This is a genomic window from Burkholderia sp. PvR073, assembly GCF_054055695.1.
Genome location: NZ_JBSRXO010000003.1, coordinates 244477 through 269965, shown reverse-complemented (window position 1 = coordinate 269965; position 25489 = coordinate 244477). Strand labels below are relative to the sequence as shown.

The window sequence follows — 25489 nt, the reverse complement described above, 5'->3', positions numbered from 1 at the left end:
GGGATCGCAGAATTTTAACAGGTGCTAATATGCCGCTCAGGCGCCCCGGCTTCGCGAGGCCGGACGCCGGTCTGCCGGCGTCCCCCCAACCGCGCCGCGCAGGCACAACAAGATGAAAAGGGAATTGTCATGATTACGTTCAAGAGCAAGGCGGCACAGGATCTCGACGTGCTGAAGGATTTCGCCGTGTATGTGCTGGGTCTCGTCGGCAAGCAGCTGGGCGAGCGCGGTGTGATTACGCACGACGAACTGGACCACGCAATCGCCAAGCTGGAAGGCGCGGTCGCGCAGGCGAAGCAGGAGCGCGCCGAGCACGCGGGCCACTTCCACGAGGACGACGTCGACCACGCACACCATGAAGTGCCGCCGAGCCTGGCACAGCGCGTCGCACCCTTCCTCACGATGTTGCGCGAAGCGAAGGCCGGCGAGGCTGACGTGCACTGGGGCTTCTGAGCTTCCTTGCCCGCCCGATCGACAGGTCGGCAAGGCAAAAAAAGCCCGCTTTCGAGCGGGCTTTTCATTTCGTCTGATTAAATGGCGGCTGGCCGCCCGCTGGCATCGGTCAGAGTTGCGGCGCGAGCGCGCGCCGCGCGTCGGCGAGCGACAGCGACATCCGCCGCGCGTAGTCGTCGAGCTGATCCTGCCCGATTTTGCCGACCGAGAAGTACCGGCTGTCCGGATGCGCGAGATAGAAGCCCGACACGCTCGCGGCCGGCAGCATCGCCAGCGATTCGGTCACGCTCATCCCGATTTCCTCCGCATGCAGCGCGGCGAACATGTCGCGCTTCACGAGGTGGTCGGGGCAGGCCGGGTAGCCGGGCGCCGGGCGGATGCCCGCGTACTTTTCGGCGATCAGCGCCTCGTTGTCGAGCGTCTCGCCGCTCGCATAGCCCCACAGCTCGCGGCGCACGCGCGCGTGCATCGCCTCGGCGAACGCTTCCGCGAAGCGGTCGGCGAGTGCCTTCAGCATGATCGCGCTGTAGTCGTCGTGGTCGGCCTCGAACTGCTTTTCCTTCACGTCGACGCCGAGGCCGGCCGTGACCGCGAACATCCCGATGTAGTCGGCGATGCCCGATTCCTTCGGCGCGATGAAGTCCGCGAGCGAGCGGTTCGGGCGCATCACGCCGTCGACCACCGGACGCACGCTCTGCTGGCGCAGGTTGCGCCACGTGAGCAGCACTTCGGAGCGCGAATCGTCGGTGTAGATCTCGATGTCGTCGTCGTTGACCGTGTTCGCCGGCAGCAGCGAGATCACGCCGTTCGCCGTGAGCCAGCGGCCCTGGATCAGGCGCGCGAGCATCGACTTCGCGTCGGAGAACACGCGCCGCGCCGATTCGCCGACGATCTCGTCGTTCAGGATCGCCGGGTACGGGCCCGCGAGATCCCAGGTCTGGAAGAACGGGCCCCAGTCGATATAGTTCGCCAGCTCGTTCAGGTCGTAGTTCTTGAACACGCGGCGGCCGATGAACTTCGGCTTCACGGGCTGGTAGCTCGCCCAGTCGAGCTTCGCCTTGTTCGCGCGCGCCTCGGCGAGCGTGACCATCGGCTGGGCCTTGCGGTTCGCGTGCTGTTCGCGGATCCGTTCGTAATCGGACTTCAGTTCGTCGAGGTACTTCGTCGCGCCTTCGTCCGACAGCAGGCTCGATGCGACCGACACCGAGCGCGATGCGTCGGGCACGTAGACGACCGGGCCTTCGTAGTGCGGCGCGATCTTCACGGCCGTGTGCACGCGCGAGGTCGTCGCGCCGCCGATCAGGAGCGGGATCTTCTTCACGCGGAAGTAATCGTCGCGCTGCATTTCGGACGCGACGTACGCCATTTCCTCGAGGCTCGGCGTGATGAGGCCCGACAGCCCGATGATGTCCGCGCCCTCGACCTTCGCCTTCGCGAGGATCTCGTTGCACGGGACCATCACGCCCATGTTGACGACTTCGAAGTTGTTGCACTGGAGCACGACCGACACGATGTTCTTGCCGATGTCGTGCACGTCGCCCTTCACGGTCGCGATGACGATCTTGCCCTTCGCGCGCACGTCGCCGCCCGCTTCCGCGAGCAGCCGTTTTTCTTCCTCGATGAACGGGATCAGGTGCGCGACGGCCTGCTTCATCACGCGCGCCGACTTCACGACCTGCGGCAGGAACATCTTGCCCTGACCGAACAGGTCGCCGACGACGTTCATCCCGTCCATCAGCGGGCCTTCGATCACGTTGATCGGGCGGCCGCCGGCTGCGGCGATCTTCGCGCGCACCTCTTCCGTATCCTCGACGATGAAGTTCGTGATGCCGTGCACGAGCGCATGCGAAAGCCGCTTCTCGACCGGCTGATTGCGCCACTCGAGGTTCTCTTCCTTCTTCGCGCCGCCCGCCTTGAACTTGTCGGCGATTTCGAGCAGGCGGTCGGTGGAATCGTCACGGCGGTTCAGGATCACGTCCTCGACCCGCTCGCGCAGTTCCGCGTCGAGATCGGCGTACACGCCGAGCTGGCCCGCGTTCACGATGCCCATGTCCATCCCCGCCTGGATCGCGTGGTACAGGAACACGGTGTGAATCGCCTCGCGCACCGGGTCGTTGCCGCGGAACGAGAACGACACGTTCGACACGCCGCCGCTCACCTTCGCGTACGGCAGGTTCTGCTTGATCCAGCGGGTCGCCTCGATGAAGTCGACCGCGTAGTTGTTGTGCTCCTCGATGCCGGTCGCGACCGCGAAGATGTTCGGGTCGAAGATGATGTCTTCCGGCGGGAAGCCGACTTCGTTCACGAGGAAGTCGTACGAGCGCTTGCAGATCTCGGTCTTGCGCGCGTAGGTATCGGCCTGGCCCGTCTCGTCGAACGCCATCACGACCGCGGCCGCGCCGTAGCGGCGGATCAGGTTCGCGTGATGGCGGAACGCTTCCTCGCCTTCCTTCAGCGAGATCGAGTTCACGATTGCCTTGCCCTGCACGCACTTGAGGCCGGCCTCGATCACTTCCCACTTCGACGAGTCGATCATGATCGGCACGCGCGCGATGTCCGGCTCGGATGCGATCAGGTTCAGGAAGCGCACCATCGCCGCCTTCGAATCGAGCATCGCCTCGTCCATGTTGATGTCGATCACCTGCGCGCCGTTCTCGACCTGCTGGCGCGCGACGGCGAGCGCCTCGTCGAACTGGCCGTTCAGGATCATCCGCGCGAACGCCTTCGAGCCGGTGACGTTGGTGCGTTCGCCGACGTTGATGAAGAGCGTCCCGGACGTGACGTTGAACGGCTCGAGGCCGGCAAGGCGCATCATGTGATCGGTCATGGCGGTGCGAATTCGTGTGAGGTAGGGCGGGCGTTGGGGCGGTCGGTCAGGCGGCGTCGCTGTAGTGGCTCGGCCAGCGGCGCGGTTTCACGTCGGCGAGCGCCTTCGCGATCTCGGCGATGTGCTCGGGCGTCGTGCCGCAGCAGCCGCCCGCGAGGTTCACGAGCCCGGCTTGCGCGAATTCCTTCAGCAGGCCCGACGTGACGTCCGGCGTCTCGTCGAAACCCGTGTCGCTCATCGGGTTCGGCAGGCCCGCGTTCGGGTAGCACGACACGTAGGTGTCGCACAGCTTCGCGAGCTCGGCGATGTACGGGCGCATCAGCGCCGCGCCGAGCGCGCAGTTCAGGCCGAACGTGAGCGGCTTTGCGTGGCGCAGCGAATTCCAGAACGCCTCGACCGTCTGGCCCGACAGGATGCGGCCCGAGGCGTCGGTCACGGTGCCCGAGATCATGATCGGCAGGCGCTCGCCGGTGTCTTCGAACAATTCGTCGAGCGCGAACAGCGCGGCCTTCGCGTTCAACGTGTCGAAGATCGTCTCGACGAGGAACAGGTCGACGCCGCCGTCGAGCAGCGCCTTCGCCTGCTGGTAATACGCGCTGCGCAGTTCGTCGAACGTGACGTTGCGCGCGCCCGGGTCGTTGACGTCCGGCGAGATGCTCGCCGTCTTCGGCGTCGGCCCGATCGCGCCCGCGACAAAGCGCGGTTTGTCGGGCGTGGCGTAGCGCACGGCCGATTCGCGCGCGAGCCGCGCCGATTCGATGTTCATCTCGACGACGAGGTCTTCCATCCCGTAGTCGGCCTGCGCGACCGTCGTCGCGCCGAACGTGTTGGTTTCGACGATGTCGGCGCCGGCCGCGAAGTACTGGTCGTGGATCTCGCGGATGATCTGCGGCTGCGTGAGCGACAGCAGCTCGTTGTTGCCCTTGATGTCGCGCGGGAAGTCCTTGAAGCGCTCGCCGCGATAGGCGGCCTCGTCGAGTTTGTAGCGCTGGATCATCGTGCCCATCGCGCCGTCGAGGATCAGGATGCGCGATTTCAGCAGCGCGGGCAGTTCGGCGCCGCGCGTGTAGGGCGCGTCGAGCGGGACGGGAGCAGCGAGAGGGGTCGCAGACATGGCGGAAGACCGGCGAAGACGGGAAAACCGTCATTGTAGCCGGTGCGCCGGGGCGCCGCCCGGCCTTGCGCGGCGCGGGCGCGAAGCGTGCGGGCAAGCGTGGTTGGTGCAGCGAAGGCGCGCCAGGTCGCGCACGGGCCCCACCAAACGAAAACCCCCGCCGGCGAACCGGACGGGGGCTTGGATCAGAGTGCTCGCGGCGCCGCGCCAGCGCGCGGCGATTGGCCCGGCGATGCGCCGGACCGGGCGTCGTCAGTGCAGGACGACGGGCATCATCATCAGGCTGTCGAACTGTCCGAGGAATTCGTCCACTTCGTCGAGCGACGGCTCATCCTCGATCAGCTGTTTCACGTGTGCGCGGAAACGCTCGGCAAGTTCGCCGTCAATGAAGATCTCGCGTTGCGCGTTCTTGTCGACGATTTCGTATCCGCCGGCATTCATCAGATGGTGGCCGGCCTGCGGCGCAAATTCGACGACGCAGTAGTTGGGGCTGTTGTAGATCATTTGCATGGCGGCACTCCTCTTCGCAGTGGCATCTGGCCTTGTTGTCCCGTAGGTGGGGCAGGCTGTGCCGGTTTCAAGGGGCTTGCGCTGCACACCCCGTTCTCCCGTTTGCGTGGGGTGTATTGGTTAGAAGCCGATGTCTATCAAACGTTTCTTATTGTGATCCGGTGCACTGAAATAGTTGTTAAAGAGTGTCATCGGCCATTTCGGCCATCACTTTAATCGGTCGAAATTGCCGATCTGTCGGTCGTCACGGCGCGGCGGGCGTCGACGCGGGCGGTGAACCCGTGGGCGCGGACGGTTGCACGTCCGCCGGCGGCGCCGGTTGTGCCGGCTCCGCGGTTGGTGCGACGGCAGCCGGGGTGCTGGCGGGCGCACTTGTTGCGCGTGGCGTCGCGTCGTCGGCAGGTGCGCTCGGCGGGGCGAGCCGGCCGTGCCACAGCAGCTCGATCTGCGCGCCGTTCGGTTCCGATTGTACGAGCCTCGCGGGCAGCCAGTCGAGCGACGGCGCGAGCCACATGTCGATGCGGCGCGTATCGCCCGCGCGGCGCGGCAGCCGCATGAAGTGGCGCGCGCGAACGATGCCGGTCTGCGTCTGCACGTCCTCGTCGCCGATCACCGTGATCGGCCAGGTCTCGCCGCTGTTGTTGTCGATCACGAAGAACTGTTGCGTGACGCCCGGCTTGTACGCGGACGGATTGCCGCGCACGAGCCCCGACAACTGCATCAGCATGCTGAAACGATCCTGCACGCCGTCGGGCAGCGGCGCGTTGTTCGGCGTGCGCGTGAAGACGACCTGACGGATCTCGCGGTTGAAGATCGCGATGTCCTCGGGCCGCTTGCCGCGTTTCTCGACATATCGATCGGGCGCGACGCCGAACGCGTCGACGCGGCCTTCGCTGCGGTACGTGAACGGACCGACGAACGGCACGGGCATCGACACCGACAGGTCGTAGGTGTGTCCGTCGGTGCGCCAGTGGATCGTGCCGATCATGTTCTGCATCCCGTTGTAGAACGTATCGTATTGCAGATCGCCGGACGACGGCGCCACGAACTTCACGCCGCTCGTCGCGGGGCCCGGCGTCGCGGCACTGCTGGCGCCGCCGGCCGATGCCGCGTGCGCGTCCGATGCGCTTGCCGTGCCGCTCGCGGCGGAGGCGGCGGCCGGCGGCGGCTCGCCGTGCTCGGCCGTCTGCGTCGACGTCAGGACAGGCTCGGGCGATGGCGCGGGCTTCGGTGCGGCGGGAGCCGGCTTCGCCGGCGCAGGCTCGGCCGCATGTTCGGTTGGATGTTCGGCCGGCTTCGGCGCGGGCTGGCGCTCGATCGGACGCGGCTTCAGCAATTCGATCTGGACCGGAATCTCGGCGGGCGCGGGCGGCGTGAACGATTCGCGGTTGCGCGTCAGCCACAACGCGGCGAGCGCGTGCAGCACCAGCACGACGACGATCGCGATGCCCGCGCGCAGCCAGTGGCGGGGCAGGGCATGACGAGGACGGGTGTCGGCAGGCGGCATCGGCGAAAACGGGACAGGGTTAGGGCAGTCGTGGCGGATCGTGCCGTGCATAACGCACGTCACAACCGCACGTCACACCCATCGGACCGCCGGCCGCGCCGCGCGTTCGCGCTGCATCGCGCGGGTTCGCCCGGGTGTCGCGCGCCTCGCGTGTCAGGCGTCGCGCGCGTCCGGACTATAGCCGAGTTCGTAAGACAGTTTCTGCGCGCACGCGCGCAGCGCGAAGTCCATCTCGCCGCCCCACGCGATGTCGAACATGCCTTCCTGACCCAGCGCGACGATCGCGAGCGCCAGTTCGCCGACCGCATCGAACACCGGCATGCAGAACGCGTGGATCGTCGGCAGCAGCATCCCTTCGACGCGCGCGGCCTGGTGCGCGCGCACGTCGGCGAGCACCGCGTCGACTTCCTCGAGCGTGCGCGGGCCGCCGTGATGCGGCGAGCGGCGCGTGTCGGCGAGCTCGCGCTCGAGCATCGCCGCGGTCTTGCTGCGCGGCAGGTACGCGGCGAACAGCAGGCCCGTCGCGGAGCCGAGCAGCGGCATCACGTCACCGAGCTTCAGCGACGCCTTCGCGGGGTGGCTCGATTCCATCCAGTGCACGATCGTCGGGCCCTGATTGCCCCACACCGCGATGCCGACCGTCTGGTCGACGCGGTCGCGCAACTCGGTCAGCGCGATCCGCGCGAGCTTCACGCCGTCCACGCGCGCGAGCCGCGCGAGGCCCATCTGCAGCGCGAAGCCGCCGAGTTCGTAGCGGCCCGACACGGGATCCTGCGACACGACGCCGAGCCGCGAGAAGCTCACCAGGTAGCGGTGCGCCTTCGCAGGGCTCATGCCCGCGCGCTGCGCGAGGTCGCGCAGCATCATCGCGCGCGGCTCGCTCGTCAGCACCTCGAGCAGGCGGAAGCCGACCTCGATCGACTGGATGCCGGAGCGGACCTTCTCGCCGCCTTCGCCATGCTCGCCGGAGCCGGTGTCGTCGGTGTCGGAATCAGCGAGATCGTCGTCGGGAAGCGGGTTGGCGGGCATGGGCAACGGGGGCGCGACAAGGCGGCAAGGGTCGGGACGAAAGCGGCACGCACGATCGTGGCGCGCCACACGGATTCACCATCGTAAAATAGATTCCCTCCATCGTCACTACAACGGCAGACACCCCATGAAACTTGCATCGCTGAAGGACGGCACGCGCGACGGCCAGCTGATCGTCGTGTCGCGCGACCTGCACACCGCGGCGATCGCCGATGCGATCGCACCGACGCTGCAGCGCGTCCTCGACGACTGGGCGTTCTACGCGCCGCAACTGCGCGACCTGTCCGACGCGCTGAACCACGGCCGCGCACGCAACGCGTTCGCGTTCGATCCGGCGAACTGCATGGCGCCGCTGCCGCGCGCGTTCCAGTGGGCCGACGGTTCCGCGTACGTGAATCACGTCGAGCTCGTGCGTCGCGCGCGCGGCGCCGAGATGCCGCCGGAGTTCTGGACCGATCCGCTGATGTACCAGGGCGGCAGCGACGACTTCCTCGGCGCGCGCGACGACATCGTGTGCGCGTCCGAGGAGTGGGGCATCGACTTCGAGGCGGAAGTCGCGGTGATCACCGGCGACGTGCCGATGAGCGCATCGCCCGACGACGCGCTGAAGGCCGTACGGCTCGTCACGCTCGTGAACGACGTGTCGTTGCGCAACCTGATTCCGGCCGAGCTCGCGAAGGGCTTCGGCTTCTTCCAGAGCAAGCCGGCCACCGCGTTCGCGCCGGTCGCGGTGACGCTCGACGAGCTCGGCGACGAATGGCGCGAAGGCCGCGTGCACCGGCCGATGATCGTCCACTGGAACGGCAAGAAGGTCGGCCAGCCCGACGCGGGCACCGACATGGTGTTCCACTTCGGCCAGCTGGTCGCGCACGCGGCGAAGACGCGCAACCTGCGTGCCGGCTCGATCGTTGGCTCGGGCACCGTGTCGAACAAGGACGCGAAGCGCGGCTACTGCTGCATCGCGGAGAAGCGCTGCCTCGAGACGATCGAGCACGGCGCGCCGCAGACCGAATTCATGCGCTATGGCGACACCGTGCGCATCGAGATGTTCGACGCGGCCGGCAAGTCGATCTTCGGCGCGATCGAGCAGGCGGTCGCACCGCCCGACGGCGCGGCCTGACGCACGCGCGAAGCCCGGCTCCCGGCCCGCGCGCCGGGTTTCGCCTGATGTTTGCCCGCGCGGGCTTGGCTACACTCGATTCAGGCGTTCAAACGCCTCAAGCACCGGGAGCTGCGCATGGCCGATCTTGCCGCATTCGGCGGTTACGAAGCATTGAAGGTGACGCGCCGTGATCATGGCGTGCTCGATATCGTGATGAGCGGCGAGGGCGCGAACCGCAGCGGCCTCGCGACCGCGAACGAACGCATGCATCGCGAACTCGCCGACATCTGGCGCGACGTCGACCGCGATCCCGATACGCGCGTCGCGGTGATCCGCGGCGAGGGCAAGGGCTTTTCGGCGGGCGGCGATCTCGCGCTCGTCGAGGCGATGGCGAACGACTTCGACGTGCGCGCCCGTGTGTGGCGCGAGGCGCGCGACCTCGTCTACAACGTGATCAACTGCAGCAAGCCGATCGTATCCGCGATGCACGGCCCGGCCGTCGGCGCGGGGCTCGTCGCCGGGCTGCTCGCCGACATCTCGATCGCCGCGAAGGATGCGCGCATCATCGACGGTCATACGCGGCTCGGCGTGGCGGCCGGCGATCACGCGGCGATCGTGTGGCCGCTGTTGTGCGGGATGGCGAAGGCGAAGTACTACCTGCTGCTGTGCGAGCCGGTGAGCGGCGAGGAGGCCGAGCGGATCGGCCTCGTGTCGCTCGCGGTCGAGCCGGCCGAGCTGCTGCCGAAGGCGTACGAAGTCGCGGAGCGACTCGCGCACGGGTCGCAGTCGGCGATCCGCTGGACCAAGTACGCGCTGAACAACTGGCTGCGCAGCGCCGGGCCGACGTTCGATACGTCGCTCGCGCTCGAATTCATGGGCTTCTCGGGGCCCGACGTGCAGGAAGGCATCCGCTCGCTGCGCGAGCGGCGCCCGCCCGACTTCCCCGGCGACGCACCGTTCTGACGCGCGCTATCATCGAACCAGGGCGGCCGCGCGACCCGTGCCGGCCGCTTCGCTCACCCAGTCAACCAGGATGCCCGTAATGACGAACGAAGCCTCCGGCTCCAACCCCTTCGCCGGCTTTGCCGGTTTCAAGCCTGCCGACATGCTCGACCGGATGTGGGACATGATGCGGATGTCGCCGTTCGGCGGGATGGCGTCGTTTCCCGGCGCCGCGTCGGGGTTGCCGCCGTCGCTGTCGAGCATGTCCGACATGATGGCGCCGCTCACGAGCGTCGAGGAGCTCGACAAGCGGATCACCGATCTGCGCGCGGTCGAGCAATGGCTCAAGCTCAATCTCGGGATGCTGCAGTCCGCGATCCAGGCGCTCGAGGTACAGCGCGCGACGCTCGCGACGCTGCGTGCGTTCGGCGCATTCGCGCAGAGCTCGATGTCGGCGGCCGAGGAAGCCGCGGTCGCGGCCGCGCAAGCGGCGTCCGCGCCGCGCGCCGATGCGCAGCACGCGCCGGACGCAGCGGCAGCCGCTGCCGAGGCGCCGCCGGCAGGCGACGCCGCGCAGCAGGCGTTCGACCCGGCCGGCTGGTGGAACCTGCTGCAGGCGCAGTTCAATCAGCTCGCGAGCCTTGCGATGACGCAGCCGGGCGTGCAGGCCGATCAGCCGGGCGATGCCCCGCCCGGGCAGGCCGCGCCGACGGCGCGGGCGGAACCGCCCGCACCGGCCGCGGCCGCGACCGCCGCGCCGCGCAAGCCGGCCGCGAAGCGCGCGAAGCCGTCCGATTCGGCCGCGGCGCGCGCGGCGGCCGCTTCGTCGCCCGCGACGCGTCCGCCGAAGCGCTCGACCTGACGCGAACCGGATGGCAGGTCGATCATGCGGCTCGCGCTCGTTCTGATGGGGGGCGGCGCCCGCGCCGCCTACCAGGTCGGCGTGCTGAAGGCGCTGGCCGAGATCGCGCGGGAGGCTGATCCGCATCGGCATACGGTGCCGTTTACGGTCGTATGCGGCTCGTCGGCCGGGGCGATCAATGCAACGTCGATCGCGAGTCACGCGGACGATTTTTCGCACGGCGTGCGGCGTCTGCTCGAATTCTGGGAGCCGCTGCGCGCGGACTACGTGTATCGCACCGACTGGCTCGGCATCGCGGCGGCGGGTGCTCGCTGGCTCGCGGCGATGACCTTCGGCTGGGCGTCGCGCCGTTCGCCGCGCGGGCTGCTCGACAACGCGCCGCTCGCGCACCTGCTGCAGCGCGAGCTGAGTTTCCACCGGATCGAGCAGATGCTCGAGAGCCGGCTGCTGCATGCGCTCTCGATCACGGCGCTCAGCTATTCAAGCGGGCGGCATCTGACGTTCTACCAGGCCGCCGAGCCGATCCAGGCATGGCGGCGCGCGCAGCGCACCGCGCGGCTCGTCGACCTGTCGGCGTCGCACCTGCTCGCGTCGTCGGCCATTCCGTTCGTGTTCCCGGCCGTGCCGCTCGTGCTCGACGGACAGATCGAGTACTTCGGCGACGGGTCGATCCGGCAGGTCGCGCCGCTGTCGCCGGCGATCCACTTCGGCGCAAACCGGATCCTCGTGATCGGCGCGGCCGATCCGCGGCCCGAGATTCCCGCCGCGAACGGTTCGGGGCGGGTGCGCGGCTATCCGACGCTCGCGCAGATCGGCCAGCAGGTGCTTGCGAGCGTGTTTCTCGACTCGATCGGCGCGGACATCGAGCGCATCGAGCACATCAACCGGATGATCGAGCACCTGCCGCAGCAGGTCGAAGTGGACAGCGGCTGGCGGCACGTGGACGTGCTCGCGATCGCGCCGTCCGAGCGCATCGAGCTGATCGCCGCGAAACACCTGAAGGAGATGCCGGCGACGATGCGCGGGCTGCTCGGCGCGATCGGCGGCAGCCAGCCGGCCGGCGCGTCGTTCGCGAGCTACCTGCTGTTCGAGGAGGCGTTCACGCGCGAGCTGATCGAGCTCGGCTATCGCGACGGGCGCGCGCAGCGCGACACGCTGGCGGACTGGATCGCGGGGGCCGATGGCTGCAGCGCGCCGACGACCGGCACGCCGCCGGACGGCGGCATCGCGACGGGCGAAATACGGGTCTGATGGGAGCCCGGCTCCCCGGAAACGGAGTTGAAGCAGATGCGCCTTACAGATTGGTTGCGTTTTCGCGACGCCCACCCGCGACTGATTGCCGCACCGCCGTTGGCGGCGCGCGACCGGGCAGGCGTCTCGGAACCGTCATGGGTGCGTGCTATCATGGCCGCCGCCGTATACACCATATCGAGCAGCCTGCCGTCCGGCAGCCGTACGGGTAACCCGTCCGGGAGCCGTGTGACGCCGGGGCCGGCTCGTCAACGAGCCGGCCTGCGCCGGCCCCCACATGAGGCACGCGCGGCCGGTTCCGTTCGAGCGGAGCGGGGCTGCGGCATGCCTCGAGGCGGCGGCGCGGCCGCCCGGCTGTCGGATGCGGAATCTGCGTCCGGCGGCTGGATTCCCGCGTAAAATTAGAGTCTTGGCTGCAAAAAAGCGCGCTCGTGCGCCTACGCGGCAACAGTCACGTTTAGAGAAGTCGCATTGCGCAGAACAGGGGTGGGACCATCATGAACACCATGCTTTATCCGGAACTTTACAGGTCGCTCGAAGCTGTCCGCTGGGACATGGAGAAGGACATTCCGTGGGACAAGTTCGACGCTTCGCTGCTCACCGACGAGCAGGCGAAGACGATCAAGATGAACGCGATCACCGAATGGTCGGCGCTGCCCGCAACGGAAATGTTCCTGCGCGACAATCAGCACGACAGCGACTTTTCCGCGTTCATGAGCGTGTGGTTCTTCGAGGAGCAGAAGCATTCGCTCGTGCTGATGGAATACCTGCGCCGGTTCCGGCCGGAAATGGTGCCGACCGAGGAAGAGCTGCACGCGGTGCGCTTCCAGTTCGATCCGGCGCCGCCGCTCGAGACGCTGATGCTGCACTTCTGCGGCGAGATCCGTCTGAACCACTGGTATCGCTGCGCGGCCGACTGGCACACCGAGCCGGTCATCAAGCACATCTACGAAACGATCTCGCGCGATGAAGCGCGCCATGGCGGCGCTTATCTGCGCTACATGAAGAAGGCGCTGAACAACTGCGGCGACGTCGCGCGCGCGGCGTTCGCGAAGATCGGCGTGCTGATGGCGTCGGCGCGCCGCACCGAGAAGCCGCTGCACCCGACCAACCTGCACGTGAACCAGGCGCTGTTCCCGCGCGACACCGTGCAGTCGCGCCTGCCCGATCCGGAATGGCTCGAGCGCTGGCTCGACGAGCAGATCCGCTTCGACGGCGAGTGGGAAAAGAAGGTCGTCGACCGGATCCTGCACAACCTGTCGATCCTGTTCGAGCGCACGTTCGCGACCGCGCAGGAGCTGAACCGCTATCGCAAGGAAGTCACCGGCCGCCTGCAGTCCGAAAGCGGCCCGTCGTCGGCCGCGCAACCGGCCTGAGGCCGCGCGGCGGCGCAGCCGCCGTGACGCTCCGCCGGTTGCGATCGTCGCAGTGAATTCCTGCATGAAGCCCGCCCGGCCCGCCGGCGGGCTTTTTATCTGGCGCCGCCGCGTCCCGCCGCGACGTGCACTGCGCGCCGCTCACGCCATCCGAACTCCATCATGTCCGCTACCTTCGAACGCAAGCTGATCACCCGCGACGCCCTGGTTGCCCTGCGCGCTTCGCTGCCTTCGCCCGTCGTGTTCACGAACGGCGTGTTCGACATCCTGCACCGTGGCCACGTCACGTATCTCGCCGATGCCAAGGCGCTCGGCGCCTGCCTGATCGTCGGCGTGAACAGCGATGCGTCGGTGCGCATGCTCGGCAAGGGCGACGACCGTCCGATCAACCGCGAGGACGACCGGATGGCGCTGCTCGCGGCGCTGGAGAGCGTCGACTGGGTCGTGAAGTTCGAGGAAAAGACGCCGGTGTCGCTGATCGAGGCCGTCCGTCCGGACATTCTCGTGAAGGGTGGCGACTACGACATGGACGCGCTGCCGGAATCGGCCATCGTGCGGGGCTGGGGTGGTCGTGCGCTCGCGATTCCGTTCGCGCATGACCGCTCGACCACCGCGCTGCTGAAGAAGGTGCGCGCGCAGCAGTCCTGATGCGTACGCTGCGCCGTCAGGGCGCGGATGCCGCGAGCGGCTCCGCCGTGATGGCCGGCGCGGCGATCGGACCGCCGATCACGGGCTGATCGGTCGCCTGCGCGAGCGGCATCGCATGCACTGCATCGGGCCGCACCTGCCGGGACAGCACGCCCGGTTCGCGCGCGCCGGCCGCCGGCAGCGGCCCGAACACGCCGCGCACCGCCACGAACGCGAGCAGGTTCGCGAGAAAGAGAACAGCGATCAGCCAGCGCAGCATCGTCGACACTCCTCGTCGTGGTTCAGTCGTTCAACCGTTCAGTCGGGCCGGCCGCATGGCAGAGGTTGCCATTGCAGCTGGCGATCGTTCGCGACGGCCGAGCCGCGTGGGCGGCCGGCTGCCTGCATGGGCGCACACACCGGCGCCCGTTTTTCCATCCTTCCCGTGACGAAGCACGCAGCCGGGTATCCGTCGACGCGGTCGGCGCGATGCCGGCCGGTTTCCGTCAATCCTGCGCCGCCGCTTCCGCGGCGATCAACGCGAGCCCCGACAGGATCAGCGCGTCGTGCCGCGTATGCGGCAGCGTCAGCGCGCGCGCGACGTCGTCCGCCGCACCGCCTGCCAGCACCAGCCGCACGGGCGCCTCCCACGCATCGGCGAGATCGCGCCATGCGCGTTCGATCAGCCCGGCCTGCGCGTACAGGCAACCCGCCGACAATGAGCGCGGCGTATCGACCTGGAACGGCTCGGCCTGCGCGCCGGCGAGCAGCCCGCTTGCGATGTCGGTGGTCAGCGTCGGCAACTGCGCGGTGTGCGTGCCGAGCGCGCGCATCATCAGCGCCCAGCCCGGCGCGATCAGCCCGCCGGTGAAGCGACCGTCCGCGCGCAGCGCTTCGAGCGTCGTCGCCGTGCCGAACGTCGCGATCAGCAGATGCTCGCCCGGGAACGCCGCACGTGCGCCGATCAAGCCGGCCCAGCGATCGCTGCCGAGCTGTTCGGGCGTCGTGTAGCCGTTCGTCACCCCGCATTGCGCGGGCCGCGAGCGGATCGTCGTGCGCGGCAGGCCCGGCCAGCGGGCGTCGAGCAGCGCGTCGAGCCGTGCGGCCACCTCGGCGCCCGCGACGTTCGAGATCCATGCGCCATGGGGACGCGGCAGGGCCGACCAGTCCGGATCGGCGCCGCCGTCGCGCGTATGGCCGAACGCGCCCGTGTCGACGAGCGTGCGCCGCGCGTCGGCGAGCGCCCACTTGATCCGGCTGTTGCCGGCGTCGATCAGCAGATGCGGCTCGTTCATTGCGCTTCGCGCAGCGATACGTCGCCGGCCGCGATCGCCTGCACGCCGTCGGGTGTGTCGAGCAGCAGCTGGCCGGTCGCGTCGATGCCCGTCGCGATGCCGCGCGCGCGTTCGACGCCCTGTTCGAGCAGCACGACTTCGCGCCCGGCGTACGCGTGCAGCGCGTGCCAGCGCGGCAGGAACGGCGCGAGACCGTCGGTGCCGAACTGAGCGAGTGCGGGCGTGAGCGCGTTCAGTGCGGCGGCGAGCGTATCGGTGAGGTTGGCCGATGCGCACGCGGCTGACAGCGCGGCCGGCGGCAGCCCGCTCGCGAGCGTCGCTTCGCGCGCGCGCAGCGCTTCGACCTGTGCGGCGACGGCTTCCGCGCCGCGCACGTTGATGCCGAAGCCGATCACGACGGCGGTCGCGTCGGCGGTGCTCCACACGGTTTCGATCAGGATCCCGGCGAGCTTGCCGACGATGTGCGACGTACCGTCGTCGGTGGCCGTCAGCAGCAGGTCGTTCGGCCATTTGAGGGCGACACGCGAGCGGGCGTCGAGCGGCAGCGCGGCGAGCCCTTCCGCGAGCGCGACGCCGATCGCGATGCTGAGACCGGCGAGCGCGTCGACGGGGCGCGGCACGATGCAGCCGACCGAGCACAGCAGCGCGTTGCCGGGTTGGGCGAACCACGGGCGGCCTTGCCGGCCGCGGCCGGCCGTCTGCTCGAACGCGACGCGCACGAGCGGCGCGGGCAGCGCGTTCGCGGTGCGCGGCAGCGCCTTCAGGCGCGTCGCGACGTCGGCGTTGGTCGAGCCGGTGGCGGCGACGATGTCGAGCGGCCACGCGCGCGGCGCGGCATCCAGGTGCGCCTCGAGCCGGTTGCGCGCGATGCGCGCGTCACCGGTATCGGGCGTGTCGGAGGAGGTGGGGGCGTTCATGGCGCATATTGTAGCGACAGGGGGGCGGTGCGTGCCGGGCGGCGGTTTGGCCGAGGCGTTCGACGGTGCCGCGTTTGCCGCGCCGCGCGGAGCGGTCCGTCCCCCCGTATCAGACGTGGCATCCCTGGATCGATCGCGGGATGTCACGTGCGTCGGTCCGCGGCGGACTGGCGGCCCGCCGCACATTGCCGCACCGTCAGGGCGCCACGACCGGATGCTTCAACGCATGCGCGGTCTCGATCCACTGCGCGTGGAACTCATCCGCATCGGGTTTGAGCCCCAACTCACCGTTGCGATACGCCATCGCGAGCGTCTGCACGGCTTCCGGCAGCTCGTGTTCCGCCGCACGCCGATACAGCGCAAGCGCCCGCGCTTCGTCGCGCGGCACGCCGCTACCGTCGCGGTACGCGTTCGCGAGCATGAAGTCCGCCGCCGGGATGTCCGCGCGCGACGCGAGCTCGAACCAGTGCGCGGCCTGCACGGGGTCGGCCGCGGTGCCGTAGCCGCTGCGGTAGATCAGCCCGAGGTAGTACGCGGCGGCCGGGTCGCCCTGGCCGGCCGCTTCGCCGAGCAGCGCGCGGGCGCGTGCGTAGTCCTTCGGGATGTCGCCGCTGCCGAGCAGCAGGGCCTTGCCGAGTGCGAGCTGCGCGCGTCGCGCGGCGAGCGAGTCGGTCTTGCCGTCGGCGGCGGTTTCCAGCCAGCCGCGCCCTTCGTCGCGCAGTCCCGGCTCGCGCGCATCGACGAGCGCGATGCCGAGCGCCGCCTGCGCGTCGCCCGAACCGCGCCGTGCGAGGGTCCGCAACTGCGCGAGCGCGTGCGGCTCGACAGCCTGCGCGACCATCGCCTGCCACTCGTCGAGCTGCGCGGCGCTCGGCGCGGGGCCGGCGGCCCGCCAGCCGGTCGTCGCGACGACGGCCGCGACGGTCACGGCCGCCGCCGCGAGCAACGCGGCGGGCGGGAGTTTCGCGCGCAGCAGGCGCCGCGCGGCGGCGGTGAAGCCGGCCTCGGCCGGCCGCATCGTCCGGATCGGTTGCATCGCGGGTCTCATGGTCATTGCGTGAGGTCGATCTCGTAGATTGCGAGGTTCTTGCCCGAGCCGTCGTCGGCCGCGACCTGCGTGAGGCCGCTCAGGCCGGCTGCCGCCGCGTCGCCGAGTCGATTCGGCGCCGACGTGAACCGCACGTGCGCGACCGAGCTCGCGAGCTTCGTGAAGCGCCAGCTGCGTTGCGCGCCGTCCGCCGCGCGCGTGATCGCGCCGCGCTTCTTGATGAACGAGATCAGCACGTCGCGGTTCGCGTCGGGCGACGCGAAGATCGTCTTGCTGCCGTCGAGGCCCGGGAAGTTGCCGCCGCCGCTCGCGCGGTAGTTGTTGGTCGCGACGATGAACTGCGCGTTCGGGTCGATCGGCGCGCCCTTGTACGTCAGGTTCCTGATCCGGCTGCCGACCGGCTGCGTGACGTCGATCTCGTACGCGAGATCGGCGGACGTGAACATGTCGAAGTTGTAGCCGGGGAAGCTGCTGACGAGCGGCTGCACGGTCGCCTTGGTCGGGTCGATCGTGTTGAAGCGCTTCGCGGCCGTCTCGAGCCAGTTCTTCACGTCGCTGCCGTTCACCTTCACCGCGTACACGGTGTTCGGATACAGGTACAGGTCGGCCGCGTTGTTGATCGCGAGCGCGCCCGGCGCGACGTCGGTGTAGTCGCTGCCGCCGCCGAAGCCGCTCTTGAACGGCGCGCTGACCGACAGCACCGGCAGCGACGCGTATTGCGGCAGGTTCGCCTGCACGTAGGTCCGCACGTAGTCGGCCTGCGCCTCGTTGACGATCTGGATCGCGCCCGGATCGCCGACGTCCGCGAAGTACGAGTTCATCCGGTAGTCGGTCGAGCCGATCGGCGTCTTCACGTAGTCGATCGTCGCCTGGTGCTCGGCGGCGATCGCGGCGGAGACCGACGGGTCGGCGGCGACGTAGCTCTTGTCCGCGTTCTGGATCGGCCGTGCCTCGACGGTCGTCAGCGACTTGTCGACGCTCCACGCGTTGCCGTCGAACTTCAGGCCGAGCTTGATCACGCCGAGATGCTTGCCCCAGAAGTTGGCCATCACGGTCGGCACGCCGTTGACGGTGCCCTTCGCCTTGTCGACGCCCGGCAGGTTGAACTGCGGCACGGTGCTGTTCGCGTCCGGGAACACCTGGTGCGAGTGGCCGATCAGCATCGCGTCGATGCCGGGCACCTTCGACAGCCACCAGCTGCCGTTTTCCATCGTCGGCGAATACGCGGCGTTGTCGAGGCCGCCGTGCGAGATCGCGACGACGAGATCGGCGCCCTTCGCGCGCATCTCCGGAATGTACTTCTCGGCCGCTTCCTTCAGACCGGTCGTATAGACCTTGCCGTCGAGCCAGCGCTTGTCCCAGTTCATGATCGCGGGCGGCGTGAAGCCGATGATGCCGACCTTCACCGGCGCGCTGACCGTCTTGCCGTCGGGCGTGACGGCCGTCACCGTGCGGGTCAGGATCGTGTACGGCGTGAACAGCGGCGCGTTGGTCTTCGCGCTGATCACGTTCGAGAGCACCTGCGGGAAGTTCGGGCCCGCGCACTTCTTCTGCTGCGCGGGGGCCGGCAGCCCGTCGACGTCGAACGTGTTGCCGGTCACCTGCGACAGGTACGGCAGCCCGTAGTTGAACTCGTGGTTGCCGATCCCGCCGCCGTCGAACTTCGCGGCGTTCATCACCTTGTAGATCGCGAGCGTCTGGTCGCAGCCGATCGGCTTGACGAGCGCCTGGTAGTCCGACAGCGCGGTGCCCTGGATCGTGTCGCCGTTGTCGAGTAGCAGCGTGTTCGGATACTGCGCGCGCGCCTGCGCGATCAGCGTCGACACGCGCTCGAAGCCGAGCGAGCTGTCGGCGGCGAGCTTGAAATAGTCATATGACAGCACGTTGGTGTGCAGGTCGGTCGTTTCGAGCAGCGCGAGCGTGGCGGTCGTGCCGACGGGTGCCTGGGCCTGCGACGGCGGAGCGGTGACGTCGTCGCCGCCACAGCCGGCGAGGGCGAAGGCGAGGCTGGCGAGCGCGGCGGCGAAGCCCACGCGGCGGCGGGAAAGCGGGGGGAGACGCATCGGTTGTCCTGTTCGGTGTTCTGTTCTATGAATCGCGACGATGAAGTGCGCGGTGCGCAACGAAATGGCGGCGCGGGCGCCGACGGCCTGATGTGCGCGCGTGAGAGTATCGAAAGGAAACATGACGGAAGAATGAAAGGTCGCCAGCGAGGCAAGCCGATCCGGCCCACGCATGTGCAGGCAGGCGCCTCGGGCCGGCGCGCCGGCCGGGCGCCGCGACGGAAATCCTCACGTCGCTGCGCCGGGCGGTTCGCTACAATGGCCGCTGTCAACCTTTTGCAAACAACCCGCCCTTGGACTTCGAGACTCCTCCCGGCCTGTCGGTCGACGCCGGCGGCCAGGGCCAGACGGTGCGCCTGTACGGCCAATGGACCGCGCTCGCGCTCGCGCGCAACCGTGGCGCGGTCGCGCGCCGCGTCGCGGGCATCGCGTCCGGGCGCGTGAGCGAATGGGATCTGTCCGGCATTGAACGGCTCGACCACGTCGGCGGCCAGGCGCTGTGGCGCGTGTGGGGCCGCAAGCTGCCGGACGGCGTCGCGCTGAGCCCCACGCAGCGCACGATCTTCGAGCGCATCGAGCGGCTCGACAGCCAGCGCGAGGCGCCCGAGCGCGTCGTGCACTTCGGCCCGATCACGCGCTTCGGCTTCATGCTGTTCGCGTTCGCCGAGCACCTGCAGGGCGGCATCGCGATGTTCGGCCTCGTGATCCTCGACGCGCTGTCGGTGCTGCGCCGTCCGAAGACGATGCCGTGGAAGGAAACCTCGGCGAACATCTACAGCGCCGGCGCGCAGGCGCTGCCGATCACCGCGCTGGTCGCGTTCCTGATCGGCATCGTGCTCAGCTACCTGTCCGCGCAGCAGCTGCAAACATTCGGCGCGAACCGCTACATCGTGAACATCCTCGGGCTGTCGGTAATCCGCGAGCTCGGCCCGGTGCTGTCGGCGATCCTCGTCGCGGGCCGCTCGGGCTCGGCGATCACCGCGCAGATCGGCGTGATGCGCGTGACCGAGGAGCTCGACGCGATGCGCGTGATGGGCATCCCGCACGGGCTGCGGCTGATCCTGCCGCGCGTGCTCGCGCTCGGCGTCGCGATGCCGCTGCTCGTGATGTGGACCAACATCATCGCGCTGAGCGGCGGCGCGCTCGCCGCGAAATTCGTGCTCGGGATCGACATCAACTATTTCGTGCGCTCGCTGCCGGGCGTCGTGCCGATCGCGAACCTGTACATCGGCGTCGGCAAGGGCGTCGTGTTCGGCATGCTGATCGCGCTGGTCGCATGCCATTTCGGTTTCCGGATCAAGGCGAACTCGCAAAGCCTCGGTGAAGGCACGACCACGTCGGTCGTCTCGTCGATCACGGTCGTGATCCTCGCCGACGCGGTGTTCGCGATCATGTTCCAGAACGTGGGGCTCGGATGAACGCGTCGAACGACTCGGCGGCCGGTGCCGCCAGCGCCCATACGGCGGCAGCCGGCGCCGGATCGGCCGCCGCGCCCGGTGACGATTTCGTGATCGAGGTGCGCAACCTGACGAAGCGCTACGGGCGCAATATCGTTCACCAGAAGCTCGATTTCGACGTGCGGCGCGGCGAGATCGTTGCGATCGTCGGCGGCTCGGGGTCGGGCAAGACGACGCTCGTGCGGCAGATCCTCGGCCTCGAGCGGCCGACGTCCGGCACGATCAAGGTGTTCGGCGAGGACACCTCGAAGATCGACGACGCGACCGCGCGGATGATGCGCACGCGTTCGGGGATGCTGTTCCAGCAGGGCGCGCTGTTCTCGTCGATGACGGTGTTCGACAACGTCGCGCAGCCGCTGCGCGAGCTCGGCCGCGTGCCGCCCGACCTGCTGCATGACATCGTGATGCTGAAGCTCGAGATGGTCGGGCTGCCGTGCAAGCACGCGTCGAAGATGCCGGCCGCGCTGTCGGGCGGGATGGTGAAGCGGGTCGGCATCGCGCGCGCGATCGCGCTGGAGCCCGAACTGCTGTTCCTCGACGAGCCGACCGCCGGCCTCGACCCGCAGGCATCCGACGAATTCGTCGAGCTGATCGCGACGCTGCACCGCACGCTCGGGCTGACGGTCGTGATGGTGACGCACGACCTCGACACGATGGTCGCGCTGTCGACGCGCGTCGCGGTGCTGGCCGACCGCAAGGTGCTGGTGGCCGCGCCGGTCGAGGAGGCCGCGAACGTCGACCATCCGTTCATCCACGAATATTTCCTGGGGCTGCGCGGGCGCCGCGCACTGCAGGCGCTGCCGCCCGAGCGGCGCGCGAAGCTGCCGAAGGCCGCCCTCGAACCGGCGCTCTCGAGCGTCGAGCTGTAACCGGCAAGGACAAGGAATCTCCTGATGGAAAACAAATCACATGCGTTCTGGGCCGGCCTGTTCACGATCGCGCTGACGCTGGCGATCGCGGGCACCGTGTTCTGGTTCAACGTCGACCGCACCGTGCGCGTGCCGTACGACCTGCTCGCGCGCACCAACGTGACGGGGCTGTTCCCCGATGCGGCCGTGCGCTTTCGCGGCCTCGACGTCGGCAAGGTGCAGTCGATCGGCTTCGATCGCACGCATCCGGGCCAGATCCGGATCCGGATTCTCGTCGATCGCGATGCGCCGATCACGCAGTCGACCTACGGCAGCCTCGGCTTCCAGGGCGTGACGGGCATCGCGTTCGTGCAGCTCGAGGACACGGGCCGCGACCTGGCGCCGCTGCCGTCGTCGCCGAAGGCGATCGCGCAGATTCCGATGCGGCCGAGCCTGTTCGATCAGATCCAGGAGCGCGGCGACGTGCTGTTGCGGCAACTCGAGCAGGCGGCGGAAAGCGCGAACGCGCTGATGTCGCCGGAGATGCGCGAGCAGTTGCGCGCGACGGCCGAAAGCCTGCAGCATGCGGCGGACGGCGCGGCGACGCTGTCGAAGCAGCTCGCGCCGGCGGTGGCCGCGCTGCCGCAGACGATGCACGAGGTCAATCGCACGATGGCATCCGCGAACACGCTGCTGCAGCCGAACGGGCCGCTCGTGTCGAACCTGAACAAGGCCGGCTCGGCCGCGGAGCAGGTCGGCGTCGCGCTGAACGACCTGAACGCGCGGGTCCAGTACGACACGCTGCCGCGTTTCAACGCGCTGGCGGGCAGCGTCGGCGATGCGTCGCGGCAATTGAAGGACGTCGCCGGCGAACTCGGCCGCAACCCGAGCAGTCTGTTGTTCGGGTCACCCGGCGCCTCGCCCGGGCCCGGCGAAGCGGGCTTCGTCTGGCCGGGCGCGGGTGCGGCGGCCGGCAAATGAAGCGCGGCGCCAGCCCATCGACCGCCCGGCCCGGAGCGAGGCCGGGCACTGACGCCATCGAAACCGGAAACATCATGCAGGAACATGCCATGCCACGAATCCTTGATCGCGCGCTGCGTCCGGCCGCGACCGCACTCGCGATGCTGGTGCTCGCGTTCGCCGCCGGCTGTGCCGGCAACGGCGCGGCGCTGTCGAACGTCCGCTACGACCTCGGGCCGGCCGCGTCGGTCGTGACGGCCGGTACGGGCCCCGCGCTGAAGGTGCTCGACGTCGCCGCGCCCGACGCGCTCGACACGGACAAGTTCGTCTACCGCCTCACGTATGCGGATGCGCAGCGCACGGCCGTCTATCGCGACAGCCGCTGGACCGCACCGCCCGCGCAACTGCTCACGCAGCGGCTGCGCGGCGCGCTGTCGTCGCGCGGCGCGGTGCTCGAAGGCTCCGACGGCGTGCGCGCGCCGACGCTGAAAGTCGACCTGAACGAATTCGAGCAGGTGTTCGACGGGCAGTCGCAGAGTCACGGCGCGGTCACCGCGCGCGCGACGCTGATGCAGGACGGCAAGGTGCTCGGCCAGCGCACGTTCGTCGCGCGCGCGCCGTCGAGCACGCCCGATGCGGCCGGCGGCGCGCGTGCGCTCGCGGCCGCGAGCGACGAGCTCGTGTCGCAGATCGCCGCGTGGGTCGGCGTGCAGGCGTACGCGGGCAACCCGTGACGCGCAGCGTGCAGCCGCGATGAGCACGCCGGGCACGCCGCGCGCGTCGTCGCTGGCGCGACAGGCGTTCGCCGCGTATGCGGCGCTCATCGTCTATGCATCGCTGTATCCGTTCGACGGCTGGATGTCGCTCGGCATCGGGCCGTTCGACTACCTGTTCGCGCCGATGCAGCGCTATGTGACCGCGTTCGACGTGGTGACCAACGTGCTCGGCTACCTGCCGTTCGGCGCACTCGGCGTGCTCGCGCTGCATCCGCGCTGGCGCGGCGTGGCCGCGACGCTGATCGTGGGTGGCCTCGGCGTGCTGCTGTCGGGGTCGATGGAGGCGCTGCAGACCTACCTGCCCATGCGCGTCGCGTCGAATCTCGACCTCGCGGCCAACGCGCTCGGCGCGCTGTTCGGTGCCGCGCTCGCGGCACCGGCCACCGGCGCGCTGCTCGACCGCGGCGCGCTGCGCCGGCTGCGCTTCGCATGGTTCGAGACCGACGGCGCGACGCCGCTGCTGCTCGCCGCGCTGTGGCCATTCGCGATCCTGTTTCCGTCGCCGTTCCTGTTCGGCATCGGCGACTGGCCGGCCGCGCTGTGGGAGCGCGCCGACGGCTCGATGCAGGATGCGCTGCTCGCGTGGCTGCCGGCCGCGTGGCGCGTGAGCGAGTGGCCCGAGCGCGTCGACGGCTGGCTGTCCGACTCCGCGTGGGAAGCCGTGCTCGGCGGGTTGATGCTGTTCGCCGCGCTGGCGATCGCGTCGCTCGCGATGCGCGCCGGCGCGCCGCGCGTGCGACTCCTGATCGCGTTCGTCACGGCGACGCTCGCGCTGAAGGCAGCCGCCACCTTCATGCAGTCGAGCACCGGCCTCCTCGTCGTGTGGGCGACGCCGGGCGCGCGGCTCGGCATCGAGCTCGGCTTCGCGGCGGCGCTGGTGGCGTTGCGCGTGCCGGCCACGTGGCGCGCGCTGCTCGCGGCGGCCGCGCTGCTGGCCGGCGTGGCGCTCGTCAATCTGCTGCCGGTCAACCCGTTCTTCGACTTCACGCTGTCGGGCTGGCGGCAGGGCCGCTACGTGCACTTCAACAGCATCGCGCGCTGGCTCGCGTGGATCTGGCCCTACGCGGCACTGATCTGGCTCGGCCAGCGGGTCGAGCACGCGTGGCTGCCGGCCGCGCTGCGGCGCTGAGGCAGCACGCGGGGCAGGGCGGCACGGCCCGATCGCCGGCAGCGGCGCGCGCCGGTCGTTATAATCGTCCGCACATCCGTTGCCGCGCGCAACGGCAATCGCCCCTCTTTCCGCCCGGCACCGCGCCGGGCCGCTCGTCACCATCATGGATTCCTACTACCAGCACCACGTCTTCTTCTGCCTGAATCAGCGCGAACCGGGCGCCGAGCGTCCGAGCTGCGCGCAATGCAATGCGCAGGCCATGCAGGAATACGCGAAAAAGCGCGTGAAGGAACTCGGCCTCGCGGGGCCGGGCAAGGTTCGCATCAACAAGGCCGGCTGCCTCGACCGCTGCGAGGAAGGGCCCGTGATGGTCGTGTATCCGGAAGGCACGTGGTACACGTATGTCGACCAGGCCGACATCGACGAGATCGTCGAATCGCACCTGCGCGACGGCAAGGTCGTCGACCGCCTGAAGATCTGAACGGGCCGGCCGAATGAACGTTCATACGCAGAAGTCGCTGATCGCCGGCCCCGCCGGGCAGATCGAAATCGCGGTCGACCTGCCGGACGCCGTGCGCGAAGGCAGCGCCTCGCCGCGCGGGATCGCGCTCGTCGCGCATCCGCATCCGCTGTTCGGCGGCACGATGGACAACAAGGTCGCGCAAACGCTCGCGCGCACGCTGGTCCAGCTCAACTACGTGGTGTACCGGTCCAACTTCCGCGGCGTCGGCGCAACCGAGGGCGTGCACGACAACGGCATCGGCGAGGCCGACGACCTGCTCGCGGTGCTCGCGCACATGCGCGCGCAGCCGGCCCATGCGGAGCTGCCGCTCGTGCTCGCGGGCTTCTCGTTCGGCACCTTCGTGCTGTCGCATGTCGCGAAGCGGCTGCGCGACGCGGGCGAGACGATCGAGCGGATGGTGTTCGTCGGCACGGCCGCGAGCCGCTGGCAGGTCGCCGACGTGCCCGAGAACACGCTCGTGATCCACGGCGAAACCGACGACACGGTGCCGATCGGATCGGTCTACGACTGGGCGCGGCCGCAGGAGCTGCCGGTCGTCGTGATCCCCGGCGCCGAGCATTTCTTCCATCGCAAGCTGCACGTGCTGAAGCGCATCATCGTCGACGCGTGGCGTTGAAGCATTGAAGCATTGAAGCGTTGAAGCGTTGACGCGTGTAGCGCGGCGCGCATCGTCGCTGCCGCGCCACTACGATGCCGCCGCTCGCGCGGCATCTCGTCGCACCGTGTCGAACCCGGTCGCACATGCCCGCCGCCGCGCGGCGACCTCATCTTGCACCGCGCCCGCGCACGCGTTTCGCGCGGCTTCGAGCGCGATTGTCCGCAGCGAAGCCACGCCATCCTCCCGAAGCCCGTGTGCGGCCACCCGCACGGTTCGCGAAAACGTCGTTCGCG

Annotated in this window: 24 protein-coding genes; 14 read left to right on the top strand and 10 right to left on the bottom strand. The window is 69.2% G+C overall.

Translation table 11 applies throughout. The annotated features are described in order from the left end of the window. Positions 1 to 129: 129 nt before the first annotated feature. The gene (locus ACVK00_RS12965; RefSeq protein WP_034176831.1) at positions 130 to 453 is read left to right on the top strand and encodes a DUF1840 domain-containing protein; all 324 of its coding nucleotides are present in this window, start codon (positions 130 to 132) and stop codon (positions 451 to 453) included. A gap of 109 nt (positions 454 to 562) precedes the next feature. Here ACVK00_RS12965 and metH read toward each other — a convergent pair whose 3' ends face one another. From metH to ACVK00_RS12940, 5 genes are all read right to left on the bottom strand, one after another. Then, the gene (metH, locus tag ACVK00_RS12960; RefSeq protein WP_284894308.1) at positions 563 to 3280 is read right to left on the bottom strand and encodes a methionine synthase; all 2718 of its coding nucleotides are present in this window, start codon (positions 3278 to 3280) and stop codon (positions 563 to 565) included. A gap of 46 nt (positions 3281 to 3326) precedes the next feature. Beyond that, complete coding sequence (locus ACVK00_RS12955) at positions 3327 to 4394, bottom strand: homocysteine S-methyltransferase family protein (protein WP_284894309.1); 1068 nt, start codon at positions 4392 to 4394, stop codon at positions 3327 to 3329. A gap of 252 nt (positions 4395 to 4646) precedes the next feature. Beyond that, positions 4647 to 4904, bottom strand: a complete 258-nt coding sequence (locus ACVK00_RS12950) for a BTH_I0359 family protein (protein ID WP_006477667.1) — start codon at positions 4902 to 4904, stop codon at positions 4647 to 4649. Positions 4905 to 5148: 244 nt separating this feature from the next. After that, positions 5149 to 6411 carry a DUF3108 domain-containing protein gene (locus tag ACVK00_RS12945; RefSeq protein WP_284894375.1) on the bottom strand — a complete coding sequence of 421 codons (1263 nt, stop codon included), beginning with the start codon at positions 6409 to 6411 and terminating at the stop codon, positions 5149 to 5151. Between the two features lie 153 nt (positions 6412 to 6564). Continuing rightward, on the bottom strand, positions 6565 to 7440 hold the full coding sequence (locus tag ACVK00_RS12940; protein ID WP_284894377.1) for an IclR family transcriptional regulator: 876 nt from the start codon (positions 7438 to 7440) through the stop codon (positions 6565 to 6567). 127 nt (positions 7441 to 7567) lie between these two features. On the opposite strand from ACVK00_RS12940, the gene ACVK00_RS12935 reads away from it, so the two are divergent. The 6 genes from ACVK00_RS12935 (at position 7568) to rfaE2 (ending at position 13621) form a co-directional block, all read left to right on the top strand. Continuing rightward, on the top strand, positions 7568 to 8560 hold the full coding sequence (locus tag ACVK00_RS12935; protein WP_175792379.1) for a fumarylacetoacetate hydrolase family protein: 993 nt from the start codon (positions 7568 to 7570) through the stop codon (positions 8558 to 8560). A 117-nt stretch (positions 8561 to 8677) separates the two neighbouring features. Continuing rightward, the gene (locus ACVK00_RS12930) at positions 8678 to 9505 is read left to right on the top strand and encodes an enoyl-CoA hydratase/isomerase family protein (protein ID WP_354122871.1); all 828 of its coding nucleotides are present in this window, start codon (positions 8678 to 8680) and stop codon (positions 9503 to 9505) included. A gap of 79 nt (positions 9506 to 9584) precedes the next feature. Continuing rightward, entirely contained in the window at positions 9585 to 10346 is a 762-nt protein-coding gene (locus ACVK00_RS12925; RefSeq protein WP_284894378.1) for a PhaM family polyhydroxyalkanoate granule multifunctional regulatory protein, read from the top strand. Between the two features lie 24 nt (positions 10347 to 10370). After that, positions 10371 to 11597, top strand: coding sequence for a patatin-like phospholipase family protein (locus ACVK00_RS12920; RefSeq protein ID WP_284894379.1), 1227 nt, complete (start codon positions 10371 to 10373; stop codon positions 11595 to 11597). 497 nt (positions 11598 to 12094) lie between these two features. Further along, positions 12095 to 12973 (top strand): ferritin family protein, encoded by an 879-nt coding sequence (locus ACVK00_RS12915; RefSeq protein WP_006755359.1) that lies wholly within the window; start codon positions 12095 to 12097, stop codon positions 12971 to 12973. Positions 12974 to 13135: 162 nt separating this feature from the next. Next, positions 13136 to 13621, top strand: coding sequence for a D-glycero-beta-D-manno-heptose 1-phosphate adenylyltransferase (gene rfaE2 / locus ACVK00_RS12910; RefSeq protein WP_105787132.1), 486 nt, complete (start codon positions 13136 to 13138; stop codon positions 13619 to 13621). 16 nt (positions 13622 to 13637) lie between these two features. On the opposite strand, the gene ACVK00_RS12905 is transcribed toward rfaE2, so the two are convergent. The 5 genes from ACVK00_RS12905 to ACVK00_RS12885 form a co-directional block, all read right to left on the bottom strand. Next, complete coding sequence (locus ACVK00_RS12905) at positions 13638 to 13880, bottom strand: hypothetical protein (protein ID WP_284894380.1); 243 nt, start codon at positions 13878 to 13880, stop codon at positions 13638 to 13640. A gap of 226 nt (positions 13881 to 14106) precedes the next feature. Then, positions 14107 to 14895 carry a type III pantothenate kinase gene (locus ACVK00_RS12900; RefSeq protein WP_284894382.1) on the bottom strand — a complete coding sequence of 263 codons (789 nt, stop codon included), beginning with the start codon at positions 14893 to 14895 and terminating at the stop codon, positions 14107 to 14109. Continuing rightward, entirely contained in the window at positions 14892 to 15812 is a 921-nt protein-coding gene (locus tag ACVK00_RS12895; RefSeq protein WP_284894384.1) for a biotin--[acetyl-CoA-carboxylase] ligase, read from the bottom strand. The genes ACVK00_RS12900 and ACVK00_RS12895 overlap by 4 nt, the downstream gene beginning before the upstream one ends. 196 nt (positions 15813 to 16008) lie before the next feature. Next, a complete protein-coding gene (locus ACVK00_RS12890) occupies positions 16009 to 16848 on the bottom strand; it encodes a tetratricopeptide repeat protein (protein WP_175730520.1) in 840 nt (279 codons plus the stop codon). A 14-nt stretch (positions 16849 to 16862) separates the two neighbouring features. Continuing rightward, a complete protein-coding gene (locus ACVK00_RS12885; protein ID WP_284894386.1) occupies positions 16863 to 18923 on the bottom strand; it encodes a bifunctional 2',3'-cyclic-nucleotide 2'-phosphodiesterase/3'-nucleotidase in 2061 nt (686 codons plus the stop codon). 293 nt (positions 18924 to 19216) lie between these two features. Between ACVK00_RS12885 and ACVK00_RS12880 the strand changes: the two genes are divergently transcribed. The 7 genes from ACVK00_RS12880 to ACVK00_RS12850 all read left to right on the top strand — a co-directional run bounded on the left by ACVK00_RS12880 (position 19217) and on the right by ACVK00_RS12850 (position 25214). Then, positions 19217 to 20341, top strand: coding sequence for an MlaE family ABC transporter permease (locus ACVK00_RS12880; protein WP_175670648.1), 1125 nt, complete (start codon positions 19217 to 19219; stop codon positions 20339 to 20341). Beyond that, entirely contained in the window at positions 20338 to 21249 is a 912-nt protein-coding gene (locus ACVK00_RS12875; protein WP_284894388.1) for an ABC transporter ATP-binding protein, read from the top strand. The genes ACVK00_RS12880 and ACVK00_RS12875 overlap by 4 nt, the downstream gene beginning before the upstream one ends. A gap of 24 nt (positions 21250 to 21273) precedes the next feature. After that, complete coding sequence (locus ACVK00_RS12870) at positions 21274 to 22209, top strand: MlaD family protein (RefSeq protein WP_284894390.1); 936 nt, start codon at positions 21274 to 21276, stop codon at positions 22207 to 22209. Positions 22210 to 22298: 89 nt separating this feature from the next. Beyond that, on the top strand, positions 22299 to 22922 hold the full coding sequence (locus ACVK00_RS12865; RefSeq protein WP_284894392.1) for an ABC-type transport auxiliary lipoprotein family protein: 624 nt from the start codon (positions 22299 to 22301) through the stop codon (positions 22920 to 22922). 19 nt (positions 22923 to 22941) lie between these two features. Next, positions 22942 to 24093 carry a VanZ family protein gene (locus ACVK00_RS12860; protein WP_284894395.1) on the top strand — a complete coding sequence of 384 codons (1152 nt, stop codon included), beginning with the start codon at positions 22942 to 22944 and terminating at the stop codon, positions 24091 to 24093. A gap of 145 nt (positions 24094 to 24238) precedes the next feature. Next, positions 24239 to 24556, top strand: a complete 318-nt coding sequence (locus ACVK00_RS12855; RefSeq protein ID WP_006755914.1) for a (2Fe-2S) ferredoxin domain-containing protein — start codon at positions 24239 to 24241, stop codon at positions 24554 to 24556. Positions 24557 to 24569: 13 nt separating this feature from the next. Next, positions 24570 to 25214 (top strand): alpha/beta hydrolase, encoded by a 645-nt coding sequence (locus ACVK00_RS12850; RefSeq protein ID WP_284894396.1) that lies wholly within the window; start codon positions 24570 to 24572, stop codon positions 25212 to 25214. Positions 25215 to 25489: the final 275 nt, after the last annotated feature.

Bases quoted from the DNA above. Each gene is read 5' to 3' on its own strand.
- ACVK00_RS12965 (WP_034176831.1), top strand. From the start codon at position 130: ATGATTACGTTCAAGAGCAAGGCGGCACAGGATCTCGACGTGCTGAAG.
- metH (WP_284894308.1), bottom strand. From the start codon at position 3,280: ATGACCGATCACATGATGCGCCTTGCCGGCCTCGAGCCGTTCAACGTC.
- ACVK00_RS12955 (WP_284894309.1), bottom strand. From the start codon at position 4,394: ATGTCTGCGACCCCTCTCGCTGCTCCCGTCCCGCTCGACGCGCCCTAC.
- ACVK00_RS12950 (WP_006477667.1), bottom strand. From the start codon at position 4,904: ATGCAAATGATCTACAACAGCCCCAACTACTGCGTCGTCGAATTTGCG.
- ACVK00_RS12945 (WP_284894375.1), bottom strand. From the start codon at position 6,411: ATGCCGCCTGCCGACACCCGTCCTCGTCATGCCCTGCCCCGCCACTGG.
- ACVK00_RS12940 (WP_284894377.1), bottom strand. From the start codon at position 7,440: ATGCCCGCCAACCCGCTTCCCGACGACGATCTCGCTGATTCCGACACC.
- ACVK00_RS12935 (WP_175792379.1), top strand. From the start codon at position 7,568: ATGAAACTTGCATCGCTGAAGGACGGCACGCGCGACGGCCAGCTGATC.
- ACVK00_RS12930 (WP_354122871.1), top strand. From the start codon at position 8,678: ATGGCCGATCTTGCCGCATTCGGCGGTTACGAAGCATTGAAGGTGACG.
- ACVK00_RS12925 (WP_284894378.1), top strand. From the start codon at position 9,585: ATGACGAACGAAGCCTCCGGCTCCAACCCCTTCGCCGGCTTTGCCGGT.
- ACVK00_RS12920 (WP_284894379.1), top strand. From the start codon at position 10,371: ATGCGGCTCGCGCTCGTTCTGATGGGGGGCGGCGCCCGCGCCGCCTAC.
- ACVK00_RS12915 (WP_006755359.1), top strand. From the start codon at position 12,095: ATGAACACCATGCTTTATCCGGAACTTTACAGGTCGCTCGAAGCTGTC.
- rfaE2 (WP_105787132.1), top strand. From the start codon at position 13,136: ATGTCCGCTACCTTCGAACGCAAGCTGATCACCCGCGACGCCCTGGTT.
- ACVK00_RS12905 (WP_284894380.1), bottom strand. From the start codon at position 13,880: ATGCTGCGCTGGCTGATCGCTGTTCTCTTTCTCGCGAACCTGCTCGCG.
- ACVK00_RS12900 (WP_284894382.1), bottom strand. From the start codon at position 14,895: ATGAACGAGCCGCATCTGCTGATCGACGCCGGCAACAGCCGGATCAAG.
- ACVK00_RS12895 (WP_284894384.1), bottom strand. From the start codon at position 15,812: ATGAACGCCCCCACCTCCTCCGACACGCCCGATACCGGTGACGCGCGC.
- ACVK00_RS12890 (WP_175730520.1), bottom strand. From the start codon at position 16,848: ATGCAACCGATCCGGACGATGCGGCCGGCCGAGGCCGGCTTCACCGCC.
- ACVK00_RS12885 (WP_284894386.1), bottom strand. From the start codon at position 18,923: ATGCGTCTCCCCCCGCTTTCCCGCCGCCGCGTGGGCTTCGCCGCCGCG.
- ACVK00_RS12875 (WP_284894388.1), top strand. From the start codon at position 20,338: ATGAACGCGTCGAACGACTCGGCGGCCGGTGCCGCCAGCGCCCATACG.
- ACVK00_RS12870 (WP_284894390.1), top strand. From the start codon at position 21,274: ATGGAAAACAAATCACATGCGTTCTGGGCCGGCCTGTTCACGATCGCG.
- ACVK00_RS12865 (WP_284894392.1), top strand. From the start codon at position 22,299: ATGCCACGAATCCTTGATCGCGCGCTGCGTCCGGCCGCGACCGCACTC.
- ACVK00_RS12860 (WP_284894395.1), top strand. From the start codon at position 22,942: ATGAGCACGCCGGGCACGCCGCGCGCGTCGTCGCTGGCGCGACAGGCG.
- ACVK00_RS12855 (WP_006755914.1), top strand. From the start codon at position 24,239: ATGGATTCCTACTACCAGCACCACGTCTTCTTCTGCCTGAATCAGCGC.
- ACVK00_RS12850 (WP_284894396.1), top strand. From the start codon at position 24,570: ATGAACGTTCATACGCAGAAGTCGCTGATCGCCGGCCCCGCCGGGCAG.